Below are 16,493 nucleotides of genomic sequence, written 5' to 3' on the forward strand. Positions count from 1 at the left end.
TGGGCAGGACGCCCAACCCCGGTCTTGCCGTGTGCGCAGGAAAGCGCACACGAGCAAGCGGCTGCCAAGCCTACACGGACGTACTTGCGGCGTCCCCGCACTCCGACACCGTCCCGCCAACCCACGGATAGCCCGCTTTTGACGTTGACGTTGATTCTGCGGGTGCAGGGCTGCAAGCCCTGCCGGCCCCCTAGAACGGAGTCGCGGACTCGAACGCGAGTGTTTCGCCCGTCACCGGATGGGTGAACCGCAGGCTGCGCGCATGCAGGTGCACGCGTTGCGCCGGTGCCGCGCCATACAGGACATCACCGACGATGGGATGGCCGAGGCTGGCCGTGTGCAGGCGCAGCTGATGGCTGCGGCCGGTGATCGGTTCCAGCTCCACGCGGGTACGCTGCGCTTCCACCTCACGCGCCATTACGCGCCAGCGCGTCAGCGCCGGCTTGCCGCGTTCCTGATCGACCCTCTGCTTCGGCCGGTTCGGCCAGTCCACGATCAACGGCAGGTCCACTTCACCGGAATCACCCTCGAGCAGCCCCTGCACCACCGCTTCATACCGCTTGCCAACCCGGCGCTGCTCGAACTGCATCGACAACGCCGCCTGCATGTCCTTGCCACGCGCATGCAGCAGCAGCCCGGAAGTCACCTGGTCCAGGCGGTGCACGGTCAACGCATCCGGGTACAGCGCCTGCAGGCGCGCGACGACGCAGTCCTGGTTCTCGGCGCTGCGGCCGGGCACGGACAGCAGGCCGGCGGGCTTTTCAGCCACCAGCAGCGCGTCGTCGATGTAGTGCAGGTGGATCATGCGGTTCCAGGAATTCCAAATGAGAACGGGGAAGCCGAAGCCTCCCCGTCTTCTGCGGTGAGCGTACCGACCAACGGTCGGTACCCACCATCGCGGTGGAGGTACCGGCCGTGGCCGGTACCGCCTGCATCAGCCCAGCAGGTGGGCGACGCCGGCGCGCTCTTCTTCCAGCTCGGCCAGGGTCTTGTCGATGTACTTCTGGCTGAAGTCGTCGATCGGCAGATCCTTGACCAGGGTGTACTTGCCGTTCTCGGTGGTCACCGCGAAACCGAAGATCACGCCTTCCGGAATGCCGTAGGAACCGTCGGACGGCACGCCCATGGTGACCCACTTGCCGTTGCTGCCCAGCACCCAGTCACGCACGTGGTCGATGGCGGCATTGGCGGCCGAAGCGGCCGAGGACGAGCCACGGGCTTCGATGATCGCCGCGCCGCGCTTGCCGACGGTCGGGATGAACGTGTTGGCGTTCCACTCCTGGTCGTTGATCGCATCGGCGATCGAGGCGCCGTCGGCGGTGGCGAAACGGTAGTCCGGGTACATGGTCGGGCTGTGGTTGCCCCACACCACCAGCTTCTCCATGCCACCGACCGGCTTGCCCAGCTTGGCCGACAGCTGGCTCAGCGCGCGGTTGTGGTCCAGGCGCAGCATGGCGGTGAAGTTCTCCGGCTTCAGGTCCGGAGCCGACTTCATCGCGATGTAGGCATTGGTGTTGGCCGGGTTGCCGACCACCAGCACCTTCACGTCACGGCTGGCGACCTTGTTCAGCGCGGCGCCCTGGGCGGTGAAGATCTTGGCGTTCTCCAGCAGCAGGTCCTTGCGCTCCATGCCCGGGCCACGCGGACGTGCGCCGACCAGCAGGGCGATGTCGGCGTCCTTGAACGCGACTTCGGCGTCATCGGTGCCAACCATGCCGGCCAGCAGCGGGAACGCGCAGTCTTCCAGCTCCATCATCACGCCCTTCAGGGCGGCCTGGGCCTTGTCGACCGGCAGTTCCAGCAGCTGCAGGATGACCGGCTGGTCCTTGCCCAGCATTTCGCCGGAGGCGATGCGGAACAGCAGGGCATAACCGATCTGGCCGGCGGCGCCGGTCACGGCAACACGAACGGGTGCTTTCATGGGGGTTTCCTCTTGCTTGCAAGCGTTTGATGGGGCGCCGCGGGCATGGCCACGCAGGCCGGGCGGGCGGCGGGGAACAGGGAAACGGCCACCCGTGGGTGGCCGTTTCGAAAGGGGGTCAGGCGGCGAGGTGCTTGTTCCACTCCGCGACGCGGTCGGCCTGGGCGGCCAGCACGGCGTCGACGTCGCCTTCCAGGGTGATCGAATGGATCACGTCGCCCTGCTTGACCGAATCGACGATGGCCTGGCCTTCCAGGACCTTGCCGAAGACGGTGTGGCGGCCGTCCAGCCAATCGGTCTTGATGTGGGTGATGAAGAACTGGCTGCCGTTGGTGTTCGGGCCGGCGTTGGCCATCGACAGCGAGCCGACCTCGTGCTTCACGCCATTCTTCTCGTCTTCGAACTTGTAGCCCGGGCCGCCGGTGCCACGACCCTGCGGGCAGCCGCCCTGGATCATGAAGTCGGCGATCACGCGGTGGAAGATCAGGCCGTCATAGAAGCCGTGCTTGACCAGGTTCACGAAGTTGGCCACGGTCAGCGGCGCCTTGTCGGCGAACAGCTCGACCTTGATCGGGCCCTGGGTGGTGTCGAAAGTGGCGATGAGGGACATGAAGATCCTTGGTGCAAAGGGGAATGCGTCTAGCCACCTAGTTTACACCTGCCTCGTGGCGGCGGTGCCTTCGACCATCGGTGGAGCCCCCGCCTTCAGCCAGGGGAAGGTGAGCCGAGGGGCCGTCCTGGCGACCTCGGCCGAAGCGGTGGACAGCCAGCTGAATGGGCCGTTTGGCCGGCGTGAAATCCATCTTTTCGCGAATCGTCAAGTTCGACGTATAATGTTGGACTTCTTTTTCCAAATCCGGCGCCGACTGGCCCCCTTTCGTATGTCCATCGAAAATCTTCGCAACATCGCCATCGTCGCCCACGTCGACCATGGCAAGACCACCCTGGTCGACCAGCTGCTGAAGCAGTCCGGCACCCTGTCCGAGCGCACCGTCCTCGCCGAGCGCGTGATGGACAGCAACGACCAGGAAAAGGAACGCGGCATCACCATCCTGGCCAAGAACACCGCCATCACCTGGGAAGACAAGAAGACCGGCATCAAGAACCGGATCAACATCGTCGACACCCCCGGCCACGCCGACTTCGGCGGTGAGGTCGAGCGCGTGCTGTCGATGGTCGACACCGTGCTGATCCTGGTCGATGCGATGGACGGCCCGATGCCGCAGACCCGCTTCGTGACCCAGAAGGCCTTCGCGATGGGCTTCAAGCCGATCGTCGTGGTCAACAAGGTCGACCGTCCGGGCGCCCGTCCGGAGTGGGTGATCGACCAGGTCTTCGACCTGTTCGACAAGCTCGGTGCCACCAACGAGCAGCTGGACTTCCCGATCGTCTACGCCTCGGGCCTTAACGGCTACGCGGGCCTGGAAGACACCGTGCGCGACGGCGACATGACCCCGCTGTACGAAGCGATCATGCAGCACGCGCCGAAGCCGGAAGTGGACCCGGAAGGCCCGTTCCAGATGCGCATCAGCCAGCTGGACTACAACAACTTCGTGGGCGTGATCGGCATCGGCCGCATCCAGCGCGGCACCCTGAAGAAGAACATGCAGGTCGCGGTCATCGACCGTGAAGGCAAGAAGCGCAACGGCAAGGTGCTGCAGGTGCTGGGCTTCATGGGCCTGGAGCGCATCGAGCAGGATTCGGCCGAGGCCGGCGACATCGTGGCCATCTCCGGCATCCAGGAGCTGACCATCTCCGACACCATCTGCGCACCGGACTTCCCGGAAGCCCTGCCTGCGCTGACCGTCGACGAGCCGACCATCTCGATGACCTTCCAGGTGAACAATTCGCCGTTCGCCGGCAACAAGGACCTGTCCGGTGGCAAGTTCCTGACCAGCCGCCAGATCAAGGACCGCCTGGACCGTGAAAAGGTCCACAACGTGGCCCTGAAGGTCGAGCAGCTGGAAGACGCCGACAAGTTCCTGGTCTCCGGCCGTGGCGAACTGCACCTGTCGGTGCTGATCGAGAACATGCGCCGCGAAGGCTACGAGCTGGCCGTGTCGCGCCCGGAAGTGATCATCAAGGAAATCGACGGCCAGCTGATGGAGCCGATCGAGCAGCTGGTGGTGGACATCGAGGAAGTGCACCAGGGCGGCGTGATGGAAAAGCTGGGCACCCGCAAGGGCCAGTTGAAGAACATGGAATCGGACGGCAAGGGCCGCGTGCGCCTGGAGTACCAGATCCCGGCCCGTGGCCTGATCGGCTTCCAGAACGAGTTCAAGACCCTGACCCAGGGTTCGGGCCTGCTGTTCCATGTGTTCGACCACTACGGCCCGAAGGAACAGGGCGCCATCGCCAAGCGCATCAACGGCGTGATGATCGCCAATGCGCCGGGCGTCACCCCGGCCTACTCGCTGGGCCCGCTGCAGGAACGCGGCAAGCTCTTCGCTGCCGAAGGCGACAACGTGTATGAAGGTCAGCTGGTCGGCATCCACTCCAAGGACAACGACCTGACCGTCAACGCGATCAAGACCAAGCCGCTGACCAACATGCGCGCTTCCGGCAAGGACGACGCGATCCAGCTGACCCCGGCGATCAAGTACTCGCTGGAACAGGCCTTGGACTTCATCGAAGACGACGAGCTGGTCGAGATCACCCCGAAGGAGATCCGCCTGCGCAAGAAGTTCCTGACTGAGAGCGACCGCAAGAAGGCTTCGCGCGGCGGCTGAGCCAGCACCCCGTGAACCAGAGCGGCTACAACCCGGATCCACACCGGCATCCGGGTCTGCACGTCATCGCCCTGCTCGAAGCGAGCAAGGCGATGCTGGCGCTGTTGGCCGCCACCGGGCTGGAAGTGCTCGGACCGCAGCCGCTTCGGCACGGCATCATGGTCCTGATCCGGCGTTTCAGCCTGGATCCGGACCATGGCACCCTGCCCTCGCTGCTGCATATGATCAACCCCGACGCGGTCCACCTGGCCGCGGCAGGGATGATCGGCTACGGCCTGCTGCACCTGGTCGAAGCCTGGGGCCTGTGGCGGGCCAAGGCCTGGGCCTCCTGGCTGGGCTGCCTGACTGCCTCGCTGTACCTGCCCTTCGACATCTTCGCGATCATCCGCCACCCCGGCTGGCCGTCGTGGACGATCCTGGCGATCAACCTGATCGTGGTCTACGTTCTCGCCCGCGACCTGCGCAAGCGCCACCGCTGACCACCGGCTACACTGGGGATTGGAGCCGACCAAGCCGCCCCATGCGCCCGTCCTTGCCGCCTCTGCTGACCTGCCTGCTCGCCGCGCTGCCTGCGCTGCTTTCGGCTGGCTGCAGCCCGGCCACGCCCAGCGCGCATGCGGCCGAACCTGCGAGCCGCAACGTGCCGTTCCCGTACGCTGAAACCGATGTTGCCGACCTGCAGGCGCGGATGACCGCCGGTGAACTGGACAGCACCACCCTGACCCAGGCCTACCTGCAGCGCATCGCCGCCCTGGATCGGGCCGGGCCCCGCCTGCGCGCGGTGATCGAGCTCAACCCCGATGCCCTGAAGGAAGCCGCGGCGCGCGACCGCGAGCGCCGCGATGGACGCCTGCGGGGCCCGCTGCACGGCATCCCGGTACTGCTGAAGGACAACATCAACGCTGCGCCGATGGCCACCAGTGCCGGCTCTCTGGCCCTGCAGGGGTTCCGCCCTGACGATGCGTATCTGGTGCGGCGCCTGCGCGAGGCCGGGGCCGTGGTGCTGGGCAAGACCAATCTCAGCGAATGGGCCAATTTCCGCGGCAACGATTCGGTGTCCGGCTGGAGCGCGCGCGGTGGCCAGACCCGCAATCCCTATCGCCTCAGCCACTCGCCTTGCGGCTCCAGCAGCGGCAGCGCGGTAGCGGTCGCCGCCAACCTGGCCAGCGTGGCGATCGGCACCGAAACCGACGGCAGCATCGTCTGCCCTGCGGCGATCAATGGCATCGTCGGCCTCAAGCCGACCGTTGGCCTGGTCAGCCGCGATGGGATCATCCCGATTTCCTTCAGCCAGGACACTGCGGGGCCGATGACACGCAGCGTCGCCGACGCTGCCGCCGTACTGACCGCAATTGCCGGCCGCGATGATGCCGACCCGGCCACCGCAACCATGCCCGGCCGTGCGGTGTACGACTACACCGCGCGGCTGGATCCGCAGGGACTGCGTGGCAAGCGCATCGGCCTGCTGCAGACGCCGCTGCTGAAATACCGCGGCATGCCGCCACTGATCGAACACGCCGCCACCGAGCTGCGTCGGGCCGGTGCCGTCCTGGTGCCGGTGGAGCTGCCCAACCAGGGCGCCTGGGCCGACGCCGAACGCAAGGTGCTGCTGTACGAGTTCAAGGCCGGGCTGGAGCGTTACTTCAGCGCCCACCGCGCTCCCCTGCACAGCCTGGCCGAATTGATCGCCTTCAACCAGGCGCACAGCAAGCAGGAACTGGGCCTGTTCGGCCAGGAACTGCTGGTGGAAGCCGACGCTACCGCCGGCCTGGCTGACCCCGCCTATATCCGCGCACGCAGCGATGCGCGCAGGTTGGCGGGCCCGGAAGGCATCGATGCCGCCCTCGCCGCCCACCAGCTCGACGCCCTGGTCGCGCCGACCACCGGCGTTGCGTGGCCGATCCGCAGCGAAGGCGACGACTTCCCCGGCGAGAGCTACAGTGCCGCCGCCGTCGCCGGCTATCCCAGCCTCAGCGTGCCGATGGGCCAGATCGATGGCCTGCCGGTCGGCCTGCTGTTCATGGGCACCGCCTGGAGCGAGCCGAAGCTGATCGAGATGGCCTACGCCTACGAGCAGCGCACGCGCGCACGGCGCCCGCCGCACTTCGATACCGACACGCTGATCGACGCCGGCGAGCCGTGATCGTGTTTCTGTAGAGCCGAGCCCACGCTCGGCTTCAACGGAAAATCGAAAGCAGCCGAGCATGGCTCGGCTCTACAGCGGCTGGTCGGGCTCCGCTGGCACGATTGCCGCCTCACCGTCTTCAGCCCCCGGCGAACGCACATCTGCAGTACGTGCACGTGGACCACGCGGCATGTCCAGCTCGTCAGCATGCTGCAGCCGCGCACGCAGCTGCGGCAGCGACTGCGGATGCTCACGCGCGAGGAAATCGAGCATGCGCTCGCGTACCAGGCAACGCAGGTCGAACGCGTCGCCGGAGCTGCGCGCACTCACCAGCAGCCGCACCTGGATCGCACGCTCGCTGGTTTCGGTCACCTGGGTCACGCAGACCCGGCCATCCCACAATGCCTCGCCCTGGCAGATGCGCTCCAGCTCGGCGCGGATCGCCGCGATCGGGGCACGATAGTCCAGCCACAGAAACGCCGTACCGAGCAGATCGGCGCTGCGCCGGGTCCAGTTCTGGAAGGGGTTCTCGATGAACCAGGTCAGCGGCACCACCATCCTCCGCTCGTCCCAGATACGTACCACCACGTAGCTGCTGCCGATCTCCTCGATGCGTCCCCACTCGCCCTCGACGATCACTACATCGTCCAGTCGGATCGGCTGGGTCACTGCAATCTGCAGGCCGGCGATCAGGTTGCCGAACACCGGCTTTGCGGCGATACCGGCCACCAGGCCGATGAGGCCCGCCGAGGCCAGCAGCGCGGTGCCGATCTTCTGCACCATGGGAAAGGTCAACAGCACCAGCGAAGCACCCAGCACGATGATGCCGCCCATCAGCACACGGCTGAGCACCCGCGTCTGGGTCTGGATGCGGCGCGCTTCCAGATTATCGGAGACATCGATGGGATGGCTGCGCAGGATGGCCCGCTCACCCGCTGCCACTGCGCGTACCAGCAGCCAGATGAAGCAGGCGGTCAGTGCGATATGCAGCACCCGTTGCAGGTTGCCCAGAAGGGGATCCTGCAGCGGCGTGGCCTGCAGTGCAGGGATCAACAGCAGCAGCGGCCATGCGGTGGCCATTGGCAGCCCGAGCACACGCCCGATGCGCGCGCGCCGCCGATCACGCCCTTTCAGCCGGTGGTAGATCCACAGGATCAGCCACGCGCCGATGCCACCCACTACTGCTGCCAATCCCAACGGCCATGCGTAGGCCTGTGCGCTTTGCCAGTGCACCGTTGCCACCTCCACTCGAACAGCCAAGCAGACAGCCTCGCGCATGGGGCATGAGCGTCACGTCAGCCGTTCGTAAGCAGGGTGTTGGTGGGCAGGGCTTGCAGCCCTGCACCTGCCCAGAAGCCGAAGCGACAGCAACGGCAACAGCAACAGCCGAAGCAGAAGCGGGTTTCCTGTGGGATGGCGGGGTGGGTCCGGTTGCGGGGGGCGCTGCAAGTACCCCTCCGGGGCCCGGCCCAGCCGCTGGCGGCTGCGCGTTCGGGCGCTTGCGAAGCAGTGCTTCGCAAGCGAAGCGCCCTCACCCATGTAAGCTCGGTCGCCGCATCCATGCGGCTCACGCCCCCGCAACCGGACCCACCCCGCCTTCGACAGTTCCCGCGGCTGTTGGTGGGTGCCGACCGTTGGTCGGCACGGGGTCAGATCCCGTTGCTGCGCAACGGGCTCCTACCCCATTTTCAATATTGATATCTGACAGAAAAATCGTGTCGACCCAAGTCGACACCTACCAACAGCCGCCATTACCAGTGGATCCACGCCATGCGTGGATGATTCATTCGATATCTGACAGATGTGCCGACCAACGGTCGGCACCCACCAACAGCGCACGACATCTGTCAGAGGCGGGGCGGTGTGGGTGGGCAGGACCGTTGGCGCCATGGATGGGTTTACGGCGTGTCCTGACCACCCACGCCACCCCGCCACCCCACGGAATGCCGCTTCGGCTTTTGCCGTTGCCGTTGATTGCAGCAGGTGCAGGGCTGCAAGCCCTGCCGAAAACCCCTTACCGCACTTGCTCCTGCTTGCGCACGATCGCCATCGCGATCTCCAGCGACTGCTCGTAGTTCAACCGCGGGTCCACCGTTGAACGATACGCGCGCTCCAGGTCGCGCTCGGTCAGTTCGCGCGCGCCGCCGATGCACTCGGTCACGTCCTCGCCGGTCAGTTCCAGATGCACACCGCCCAGGCGCGTACCGGCGGCCGCATGCAGATCGAATGACATCTCCACCTCGCCACGCACGTTGTCGAAGCGGCGTGTCTTGAAACCGTTGGCGGTGCTTTCGGTATTGCCATGCATCGCATCGCACACCCACAGCACGCGGCGACCATCACGCTTGACCGCGTCCAGCAGCGGCGGCAGTTTCTCTGCGATCTGCGTTGCGCCCATCCGGTGGATGAAGCTCAGGCGGCCCGGCTCGTCATGTGGGTTGAGCACATCGATCAGGCGCAGCAGCTGGTCCGGCGTCACCGACGGGCCCACCTTGATCGCAATCGGATTGCGCACGCCACGCAGGTACTCCACGTGCGCGCCATCGAGCGCGGCCGTGCGCATGCCGATCCACGGGTAATGCGTGCTCAGGTTCAACCAGCCCTGCTGGCGCGGCACCTGGCGGGTCAACGCCTGCTCGTAGGGCAGCAGCAGCGCTTCGTGCGACGTGTAGAAGTCGATGCGGTTGAGGTTGTGCACGCGGGCCCCGGCCAGGGTCTCCATGAAGTGCACCGCATCGCCGATCGAGGCCACCATCTTCTGGTACTCGGCCGCCAGCGGCGAGTGGCTTACCCACTCCAGGTTCCAGTATTCGGGGTGGTGCAGGTCGGCGAAACCGCCGTCGATCAGCGCACGCACGAAGTTCATCGTCATCGCCGAATGCGCGTGGGCCTGCAGCATCCGCTTCGGGTCCGGCAGGCGCGCCGCTTCGGTGAACGCCGGTGCGTTGATCACATCACCGCGGTAGCTGGGCAGGGTCACGCCGTCGCGGGTCTCGGTGTCGGCCGAGCGCGGCTTGGCGTACTGGCCAGCGAAGCGGCCCACGCGGATCACCGGCTGGCGCAGGCCGTGCACCAGCACCAGGCTCATCTGCAGCAGTACCTTCAGGCGGTTGGAGATGGTGCCCGATTCGCAGTCGCTGAAGTTCTCGGCGCAGTCGCCGCCCTGCAGCAGGAAGCGCTTGCCTTCCTGGGCCTCGGCCAGCTGCTGCTTCAACGCCAGGATCTCCCACGAGGTGACCAGCGGCGGCAGCCGCTTCAGCTCGTGCAGAGCGGCGTCCAATGCCACCGGGTCCGGATAGGTCGGCATCTGCAGCGCGGTCTTGCCACGCCAGCTCTCCGGCGACCAGGCAGCGCCAGCGGTGGTCGCGGCGGGATCGGAGACGGGCGGAACGGCGGACAGGCTCATTGCAGACTTCCGGGGTGGGGGGCGGTCATGGTCGCAGAGCCAGCCGCCGACGCAAAGGCCCATCCCCGCCGCCCCGGCCACCTGAACGGCAGGGAAAGGCCAACGCCAGCAGCCAGATCCAGCATGGCCAGCCGCACGGGACAGGCGCATGATCTGTTACGGAGTAACACTTCCACGTCATGGACCGGCCCCTTCCACACCCAGCCGCCCCCTCTCTCACCATGAAGCCCTCACCCCTCGCTACCGGCATTGCCTTCGCCCTGGCCTTGGCCAGCCTGCCCGCCTTCGCCGCAACGACCGACGACACCTCTTCCTCCGTCAAGGATCTGGACGCAGTCACCGTCCACGCCCAGCTCGACCAGGCCCGCAACGCGCTGTCGCCGGACATCGGCAGCAGCCAGTACCAGATCACCGCCGAGGACATCCAGAAGCAGCCGCTGGGTGCCTCCGCGCCGCTCAGCCAGGTACTGCTGCAGGCCCCGGGCGTGGTCCAGGATTCCTATGGCGGCGTGCACGTGCGCGGCGACCACGCCAATCTGCAGTACCGCATCAATGGCGTGCTGCTGCCCGAATCGATCTCCGGCTTCGGCCAGACACTGGATGCACGCACCATCAAGAGCATCCGCCTGATGGATGGCGCGCTGCCGGCGCAGTTCGGCGAGCGCACCGCTGCAGTGGTCGACATCAGCACCCGCAATGGCGCCGAGCTTGGCAATGGCGGCAGCGCCGGTCTGACCGCAGGCTCGTTCGGCAAGATCAATCCGAATGCCTCGTGGTGGGGCAACCAGGGGCGATGGAGCTGGTTCCTGACCGGCAACTACGACCAGAACGAGGTTGGCCTGGAGAACCCGACCCGCTCGCGCAAGCCGCTGCACGACGACACCCACCAGGGCAAAGCGTTCGCTGACCTCACCTACCTGGTCAACGAGAACACGCGCCTGAGCGTGTTCGCCGGCTTCGCCAACAATCGCTTCCAGATCCCGGTCAACCCCGGGCAGACCCCGCAGTTCGGTTACCTGGACACCACCACCTTCGACTCCAGCCAGCTGGATGAAACCCAGCGCGAGACCACCCGCTTCGGCATGCTGGTGCTGCAGGGCGCGCTGGGCAGCACCGCCTACCAACTGTCTGCCGGGCAGCGCTACAGCGATGTGGCGTTCAACCCGGATGTCATCGGCGACCTGGTATTCAGTGGCGTCGCCTCGCAGGTGCAGCGCAGCAACCGCGCCAACACGCTGCAGGCCGATTTCTCCACCCCACTGGGCAGCGACCACACGCTGCGCTATGGCCTGTATGGCAACTACGAGAACGCGCGGGCCAGCAACAGCAGCTGGGTGTTCCCGGTCGATGACGCCGGCCAGCAGTCCAGCACCACGCCGCTGCTGATACCTGACCACAGTGCCTTCCATGCCAGCACGCAGGCGTTGTACGTGCAGGATGAATGGAAGATCGGCGACGACTGGACCGTCAACTACGGCCTGCGCGGAGATCGCTACAAGGCCTTTGGCCACACCGAGGGCCAGCTCAGCCCCCGCGTGGGCGTGGCCTGGAATGCCAGCGACAGCACCACCGTGCATGCCGGCTATTCGCGCTACTTCACGCCACCGGCCAGTGAGCTGATCGCCAGCAGCGATATCGCGCTGTACGACGGCACCACCAACCAGCAGCCGAGCGGCGGCAACAACACGCCACTGGCCGAGCGCAGCGACTACTACGACATCGGCGTGTCGCAGCAGGTGGGCGAACACCTGACCCTGGGCCTGGATGCCTATGACCGACGCGTCGCACGCCTGCAGGACGAAGGCCAGTTCGGTGCCGCCTACATCTATTCGACGTTCAACTACCGCCGCGGCCATATCCATGGCCTGGAGTTCAGTGCCGACTACAGCGACGGTCCGTTCAGCGCCTACGTCAACGCGGCGTTCAACAAGGCCATCGGTACCCAGGTCATCACCGGCCAGTACAACCTCGATCCGGACGCGCTGGCCTATGTGGCCAACCATTGGATCCACCTCGACCACGACCAGAAGCTGACCTCATCGGGCGGCTTCAGCTACGCCTTCGCCGGCCACAACCGGGTCGGCGCCAACTACGTGTTCGGTAGCGGCCTGCGTTCGGACATCGAGGGCGTGCCCAACGGCGGCGAGCTGCCGTCCTACCTGCAGGTGAACCTCAGCGCCGGGCATGACTTCAATGCCGACAGCGGCCATCCGCTGCATGTGCAGCTGGCGGTCATCAATGCATTGGACCGCAGCTACCAACTGCGCGATGGCGGTGGCGTCGGCGTGTTCGCCCCGCAGTGGGGACCGCGCCGTGGCGCCTACCTGAGCCTGCAGCAGGATTTCTGAGGACGCCAGGGTGCCTGGGGTCGGACCCCCTTTCCGCAGGAGAGGGCTCCGACCCCGCCTTAGTTCAGCGCTTGACCTTGCGCAGCGACACCACCAGCGCCCACAGCGCCAGCAGCACGAACCACACGCCCGACCACATCGGCATGGTCAGGCCCAGGAACGTCCAGTCGATATTGCCGCAGTTGCCGGTACCGGTCAGCACCGTGCGGAACACTTCCAGCGGCCCCATGGTCTCGCGCAGGAAGCTCAGCGGCGGGCCGCAGGTCGCCCCCATCTCCGGTGGCAGCATCTGCACGTAGACGTGGCGCGCAGCGATGCCTACGCCGACCGCGGCGGCAATGAAGGCGAGCACGCCGTAGGTTGCCCGGCCAGGACGGTTGCAGGGCCCGTGCAGTGCACCGATCAGGAACAGCAGGCCCAGCGCGGCGAACGCCAGCCGCTGGAAGATGCACAGCGGACACGGCTCCAGGCCCATCTTCAGCTGCAGGAAGATCGCGTAGCCCAGCAGGCCCGCGCAGATCAGGAAGCCCAGAAGGAACTGGGCGCGGAAGGGCCAGCGCAGTGGATTCATCGTCAACGCTCGAATGGATCAAGGCGCCAAGCGTAACCGAGAGTGCGCGCCATTCGAACCGCCACAGGTGACGCCTGTCGGAACGGTGCGGGTCAGATCCCGCAGAAACGCAAAAGCCCGGCAGAGGCCGGGCTTTCGCTGTGTCGCGTTGGAGCGGTCCGATTACTCGGCCACTTCCTCGGCCACGACCGGACGGTCAACCAGCTCGACGTAGGCCATCGGCGCGTTGTCGCCAGCGCGGAAGCCGCACTTCAGCAGGCGCAGGTAGCCGCCCGGACGGTTCGCGTAGCGCGGGCCCAGGATGGTGAACAGGTTGCCCACGGCTTCGTTGTCGCGCAGGCGGGCGAAGGCCAGACGGCGGTTGGCGACGGAGTCGACCTTGGCCAGGGTGATCAGCGGCTCGGCAACGCGGCGCAGTTCCTTGGCCTTCGGCAGGGTGGTCTTGATCAGCTCGTGCTTGAACAGCGAGGCGGCCATGTTCTTGAACATCGCTTCGCGGTGGGCGCTGGTGCGGCTGAACTTACGGCCAGACTTCTGGTGACGCATGGTGATATTCCTTGGTTAATGATGAGGCTGTGCGGATCGTTGTCGCCATCCTGGCGTTGCTGCGCGGACTGCGGATGGTCCTGGCCGCCCGTCCTGGACGACCTGCCCGCGAACCTGGGGTTCGTCGTGGCATGTTGTGTTGCGTTGAAGGCCCCACCGCGAACGGTGGAGCCTTCAGGCATTGCCGATATCAGCCCAGCATGCCGTGGCTGGCGACGCCGGCCGGCGGCCAGTTCTCCAGCTTCATGCCGAGCGACAGGCCGCGCTGAGCCAGCACTTCCTTGATCTCGGTGAGCGACTTCTTGCCCAGGTTCGGGGTCTTCAGCAGCTCCACTTCGGTCTTCTGGATCAGATCGCCGATGTAGTAGATGCTTTCAGCCTTCAGGCAGTTGGCCGAACGCACGGTCAGCTCCAGATCGTCGATCGGGCGCAGCAGCACCGGATCCACGCCGTTGTTGGCCGGCTTGGCCGCACCGCGGTCGCGGTGGGTGAAGTCACCGAACACCGACAGCTGGTCGCTGAGGATGTCGGCGGCGGTGCGCACGGCTTCCTCGGCGTCGATGGTGCCGTTGGTCTCGATATCGATGACCAGCTTGTCCAGGTCGGTGCGCTGTTCGACACGCGCCGCTTCCACGGCATAGGCGACACGGCGGACCGGCGAGAACGAGGCATCCAGGACCAGGCGGCCGATGGCACGGGTTTCTTCGTCCGGACGACGACGCGCGGCAGCCGGCTGGTAGCCGAAACCACGTTCGATCTTCAGACGCATGTTGATTGCCGTGTCCTTGGTCAGGTGGCAGATCACATGGTCGCCGTTCAGGATCTCCACATTGTGGTCGACCTTGATGTCGGCAGCGGTGACAACGCCCGGGCCCTGCTTGGACAGGGACAGGGTGGCGCTGTCGCCGGAGTGCATACGGATGGCCACGTCCTTCAGGTTGAGCAGGACTTCGAGCACGTCCTCCTGCAGACCTTCGACCGTGGTGTACTCATGCAACACGCCGTCGATTTCGACTTCCGTGATGGCGAAGCCCGGGATGGACGACAGCAGCACGCGACGCAGGGCGTTGCCCAGCGTATGCCCGTAACCCCGCTCCAAAGGTTCGATAACGACCTTTGCACGGGTGTCGGTAAGGCGTTCGATCTGCGGACCGCGAGGACGCAGAACCTGGTTGGCGGTAACCGTCATGTTGCGGGTTCTCCTAGTGAACCCCCGGCCGTCGCCGGGGGCTCTCCAATGTGAATTACTTCGAATACAGCTCGACGATCAGCGCTTCGTTGATGTCCGCAGGCAGATCCGAACGATCCGGAACAGCCTTGAAGATGCCGGTGAACTTGCCGGAATCCACTTCAACCCACGACGGGCTCAGGTCATGCTGGGCGGCGACGGTCAGGGCTTCCTGGACGCGCAGCTGCTTGGCAGCCTTTTCGGACAGAGCGATGGCGTCGCCAGCCTTGACCTGGTACGAAGCCAGGTTGACCGACTTGCCATTCACGGTGACGCCGCGGTGCGACACCAGCTGACGGGCAGCCGGACGGGTCACGGCGAAGCCCATGCGGTAGACGACGTTGTCCAGGCGGGTTTCCAGCAGCTGCAGCAGGTTCTCGCCGGTGTTGCCCTTCTTGGTCGAGGCCTTCTTGTAGTAGTTGCGGAACTGACGCTCCAGCAGGCCGTAGATACGCTTGACCTTCTGCTTTTCACGCAGCTGGGTGGCGTAGTCGGACAGCTTGCCCTTGCGGGCAGTGGCGCCGTGCTGGCCGGGCTTCTGCTCCAGCTTGCACTTGGAGTCCAGCGCACGCGCCGGGCTCTTCAGGGACAGGTCGGCGCCTTCGCGGCGGGCGAGCTTACAGGTAGGACCGATATAACGAGCCATTTCTTATCGCTCCCTTTAGACGCGACGCTTCTTCGGCGGACGGCACCCGTTGTGCGGGATGGGCGTCACGTCGATGATGTTGGTGATCTTGTAGCCGACGTTGTTCAGCGAACGCACGGCCGACTCACGGCCCGGACCCGGGCCCTTGATGCGGACTTCCAGCGACTTCACGCCGTAGTCCAGCGCAGCACGACCGGCCTTTTCAGCAGCCACCTGGGCAGCGAACGGGGTCGACTTGCGCGAACCGCGGAAGCCAGCGCCACCGGAGGTCGCCCACGACAGAGCATTGCCCTGGCGATCGGTGATGGTGACGATGGTGTTGTTGAACGAAGCGTGGACGTGGGCAACGCCGTCGGTGACGACGCGCTTGATCTTCTTCTTGGTCTTAGCAGCGGGCTTAGCCATTTCTCAGTCCCTTACTTCTTGATCGCCTTGCGCGGACCCTTGCGGGTGCGGGCGTTGGTACGGGTGCGCTGGCCACGCAGCGGGAGGCCACGACGGTGACGCAGGCCGCGGTAGCAGCCCAGGTCCATCAGGCGCTTGATCGCGATGCCGATCTCACGGCGCAGATCGCCTTCCACGATGTACTTGCCGACTTCGGCGCGCAGGCGCTCGATTTCCGGCTCCGACAGATCGCGGATCTTGGTGGTCGAAGCAACGCCTGCGACTTCGCAGACCTTCTTCGAACGGGTACGGCCGATGCCGTAAATGCTTTGCAACCCGACCCAGACGTGCTTCTGGGCTGGCAGGTTGACGCCTGCAATACGCGCCATGACGCGGTTCTCCAGCTGAGTGATGGCCGACAGCGCGCCTCGGGCACGCCAATCCGGCAGGATGGATCAAAAAAGTGAACTAGCGATACTAACAAGGTTCCGGTTTACATGGAAGCCCGTGAAACCATTGGTTTCATGAACCCGGCCTGGGGAGTGTGCCCAGGCTCCGGCGCCGGATGGGGTTGGACCTGGGGTTTCCC

At 65.7% G+C, this 16,493-nt stretch carries 15 protein-coding genes; 4 read left to right on the top strand and 11 right to left on the bottom strand.

Annotated elements, in window-relative coordinates; genetic code table 11:
- Positions 1-190: 190 nt before the first annotated feature.
- The 3 genes from AB839_RS19010 to AB839_RS19020 all read right to left on the bottom strand — a co-directional run bounded on the left by AB839_RS19010 (position 191) and on the right by AB839_RS19020 (position 2,531).
- On the bottom strand, positions 191-805 hold the full coding sequence (locus tag AB839_RS19010) for an RluA family pseudouridine synthase (RefSeq protein WP_061480551.1): 615 nt from the start codon (positions 803-805) through the stop codon (positions 191-193).
- Positions 806-934: 129 nt separating this feature from the next.
- Positions 935-1,921 carry a malate dehydrogenase gene (locus tag AB839_RS19015; protein ID WP_005415428.1) on the bottom strand — a complete coding sequence of 329 codons (987 nt, stop codon included), beginning with the start codon at positions 1,919-1,921 and terminating at the stop codon, positions 935-937.
- A 118-nt stretch (positions 1,922-2,039) separates the two neighbouring features.
- Positions 2,040-2,531, bottom strand: a complete 492-nt coding sequence (locus AB839_RS19020; protein WP_005408225.1) for a peptidylprolyl isomerase — start codon at positions 2,529-2,531, stop codon at positions 2,040-2,042.
- 271 nt (positions 2,532-2,802) lie between these two features.
- Between AB839_RS19020 and typA the strand changes: the two genes are divergently transcribed.
- Genes typA through AB839_RS19035 form a run of 3 tightly spaced genes read left to right on the top strand, consistent with a single transcriptional unit; the run spans position 2,803 to position 6,793 of the window.
- Complete coding sequence (gene typA, locus AB839_RS19025) at positions 2,803-4,650, top strand: translational GTPase TypA (RefSeq protein ID WP_061480552.1); 1,848 nt, start codon at positions 2,803-2,805, stop codon at positions 4,648-4,650.
- 11 nt (positions 4,651-4,661) lie between these two features.
- Complete coding sequence (locus tag AB839_RS19030; protein ID WP_061480553.1) at positions 4,662-5,129, top strand: DUF2127 domain-containing protein; 468 nt, start codon at positions 4,662-4,664, stop codon at positions 5,127-5,129.
- 41 nt (positions 5,130-5,170) lie between these two features.
- Entirely contained in the window at positions 5,171-6,793 is a 1,623-nt protein-coding gene (locus tag AB839_RS19035; protein WP_061480554.1) for an amidase, read from the top strand.
- A gap of 72 nt (positions 6,794-6,865) precedes the next feature.
- Here the strand turns inward: AB839_RS19035 and AB839_RS19040 are convergent, their stop codons facing one another.
- Complete coding sequence (locus AB839_RS19040) at positions 6,866-8,053, bottom strand: mechanosensitive ion channel family protein (protein WP_342668052.1); 1,188 nt, start codon at positions 8,051-8,053, stop codon at positions 6,866-6,868.
- Positions 8,054-8,789: 736 nt separating this feature from the next.
- Positions 8,790-10,181, bottom strand: coding sequence for a 3-deoxy-7-phosphoheptulonate synthase class II (locus tag AB839_RS19045; RefSeq protein WP_061480555.1), 1,392 nt, complete (start codon positions 10,179-10,181; stop codon positions 8,790-8,792).
- A gap of 221 nt (positions 10,182-10,402) precedes the next feature.
- On the opposite strand from AB839_RS19045, the gene AB839_RS19050 reads away from it, so the two are divergent.
- Entirely contained in the window at positions 10,403-12,529 is a 2,127-nt protein-coding gene (locus AB839_RS19050; protein ID WP_061480556.1) for a TonB-dependent receptor, read from the top strand.
- Between the two features lie 64 nt (positions 12,530-12,593).
- Here AB839_RS19050 and AB839_RS19055 read toward each other — a convergent pair whose 3' ends face one another.
- The 6 genes from AB839_RS19055 to rpsM all read right to left on the bottom strand — a co-directional run bounded on the left by AB839_RS19055 (position 12,594) and on the right by rpsM (position 16,293).
- Positions 12,594-13,100, bottom strand: a complete 507-nt coding sequence (locus AB839_RS19055; RefSeq protein WP_061480557.1) for a disulfide bond formation protein B — start codon at positions 13,098-13,100, stop codon at positions 12,594-12,596.
- Between the two features lie 162 nt (positions 13,101-13,262).
- A complete protein-coding gene (gene rplQ / locus AB839_RS19060) occupies positions 13,263-13,646 on the bottom strand; it encodes a 50S ribosomal protein L17 (RefSeq protein WP_005408217.1) in 384 nt (127 codons plus the stop codon).
- 190 nt (positions 13,647-13,836) lie between these two features.
- The gene (gene rpoA / locus AB839_RS19065) at positions 13,837-14,835 is read right to left on the bottom strand and encodes a DNA-directed RNA polymerase subunit alpha (protein ID WP_005408216.1); all 999 of its coding nucleotides are present in this window, start codon (positions 14,833-14,835) and stop codon (positions 13,837-13,839) included.
- 55 nt (positions 14,836-14,890) lie between these two features.
- On the bottom strand, positions 14,891-15,520 hold the full coding sequence (gene rpsD / locus AB839_RS19070; RefSeq protein WP_004145446.1) for a 30S ribosomal protein S4: 630 nt from the start codon (positions 15,518-15,520) through the stop codon (positions 14,891-14,893).
- 15 nt (positions 15,521-15,535) lie between these two features.
- Entirely contained in the window at positions 15,536-15,925 is a 390-nt protein-coding gene (gene rpsK / locus AB839_RS19075; protein ID WP_004145443.1) for a 30S ribosomal protein S11, read from the bottom strand.
- Between the two features lie 11 nt (positions 15,926-15,936).
- The gene (gene rpsM / locus AB839_RS19080) at positions 15,937-16,293 is read right to left on the bottom strand and encodes a 30S ribosomal protein S13 (protein ID WP_004154500.1); all 357 of its coding nucleotides are present in this window, start codon (positions 16,291-16,293) and stop codon (positions 15,937-15,939) included.
- Positions 16,294-16,493 lie beyond the last annotated feature (200 nt).

The sequence above is a fragment of the Stenotrophomonas sp. DDT-1 genome, from assembly GCF_001580555.1.
GTDB lineage: Bacteria > Pseudomonadota > Gammaproteobacteria > Xanthomonadales > Xanthomonadaceae > Stenotrophomonas > Stenotrophomonas sepilia.

Bases quoted from the DNA above. Each gene is read 5' to 3' on its own strand.
- rpsK (WP_004145443.1), bottom strand. From the start codon at position 15,925: ATGGCTAAGCCCGCTGCTAAGACCAAGAAGAAGATCAAGCGCGTCGTC.
- AB839_RS19010 (WP_061480551.1), bottom strand. From the start codon at position 805: ATGATCCACCTGCACTACATCGACGACGCGCTGCTGGTGGCTGAAAAG.
- typA (WP_061480552.1), top strand. From the start codon at position 2,803: ATGTCCATCGAAAATCTTCGCAACATCGCCATCGTCGCCCACGTCGAC.
- AB839_RS19015 (WP_005415428.1), bottom strand. From the start codon at position 1,921: ATGAAAGCACCCGTTCGTGTTGCCGTGACCGGCGCCGCCGGCCAGATC.
- rpsM (WP_004154500.1), bottom strand. From the start codon at position 16,293: ATGGCGCGTATTGCAGGCGTCAACCTGCCAGCCCAGAAGCACGTCTGG.
- AB839_RS19045 (WP_061480555.1), bottom strand. From the start codon at position 10,181: ATGAGCCTGTCCGCCGTTCCGCCCGTCTCCGATCCCGCCGCGACCACC.
- rpoA (WP_005408216.1), bottom strand. From the start codon at position 14,835: ATGACGGTTACCGCCAACCAGGTTCTGCGTCCTCGCGGTCCGCAGATC.
- AB839_RS19040 (WP_342668052.1), bottom strand. From the start codon at position 8,053: ATGCGCGAGGCTGTCTGCTTGGCTGTTCGAGTGGAGGTGGCAACGGTG.
- rpsD (WP_004145446.1), bottom strand. From the start codon at position 15,520: ATGGCTCGTTATATCGGTCCTACCTGTAAGCTCGCCCGCCGCGAAGGC.
- AB839_RS19020 (WP_005408225.1), bottom strand. From the start codon at position 2,531: ATGTCCCTCATCGCCACTTTCGACACCACCCAGGGCCCGATCAAGGTC.
- AB839_RS19035 (WP_061480554.1), top strand. From the start codon at position 5,171: ATGCGCCCGTCCTTGCCGCCTCTGCTGACCTGCCTGCTCGCCGCGCTG.
- AB839_RS19050 (WP_061480556.1), top strand. From the start codon at position 10,403: ATGAAGCCCTCACCCCTCGCTACCGGCATTGCCTTCGCCCTGGCCTTG.
- rplQ (WP_005408217.1), bottom strand. From the start codon at position 13,646: ATGCGTCACCAGAAGTCTGGCCGTAAGTTCAGCCGCACCAGCGCCCAC.
- AB839_RS19055 (WP_061480557.1), bottom strand. From the start codon at position 13,100: ATGAATCCACTGCGCTGGCCCTTCCGCGCCCAGTTCCTTCTGGGCTTC.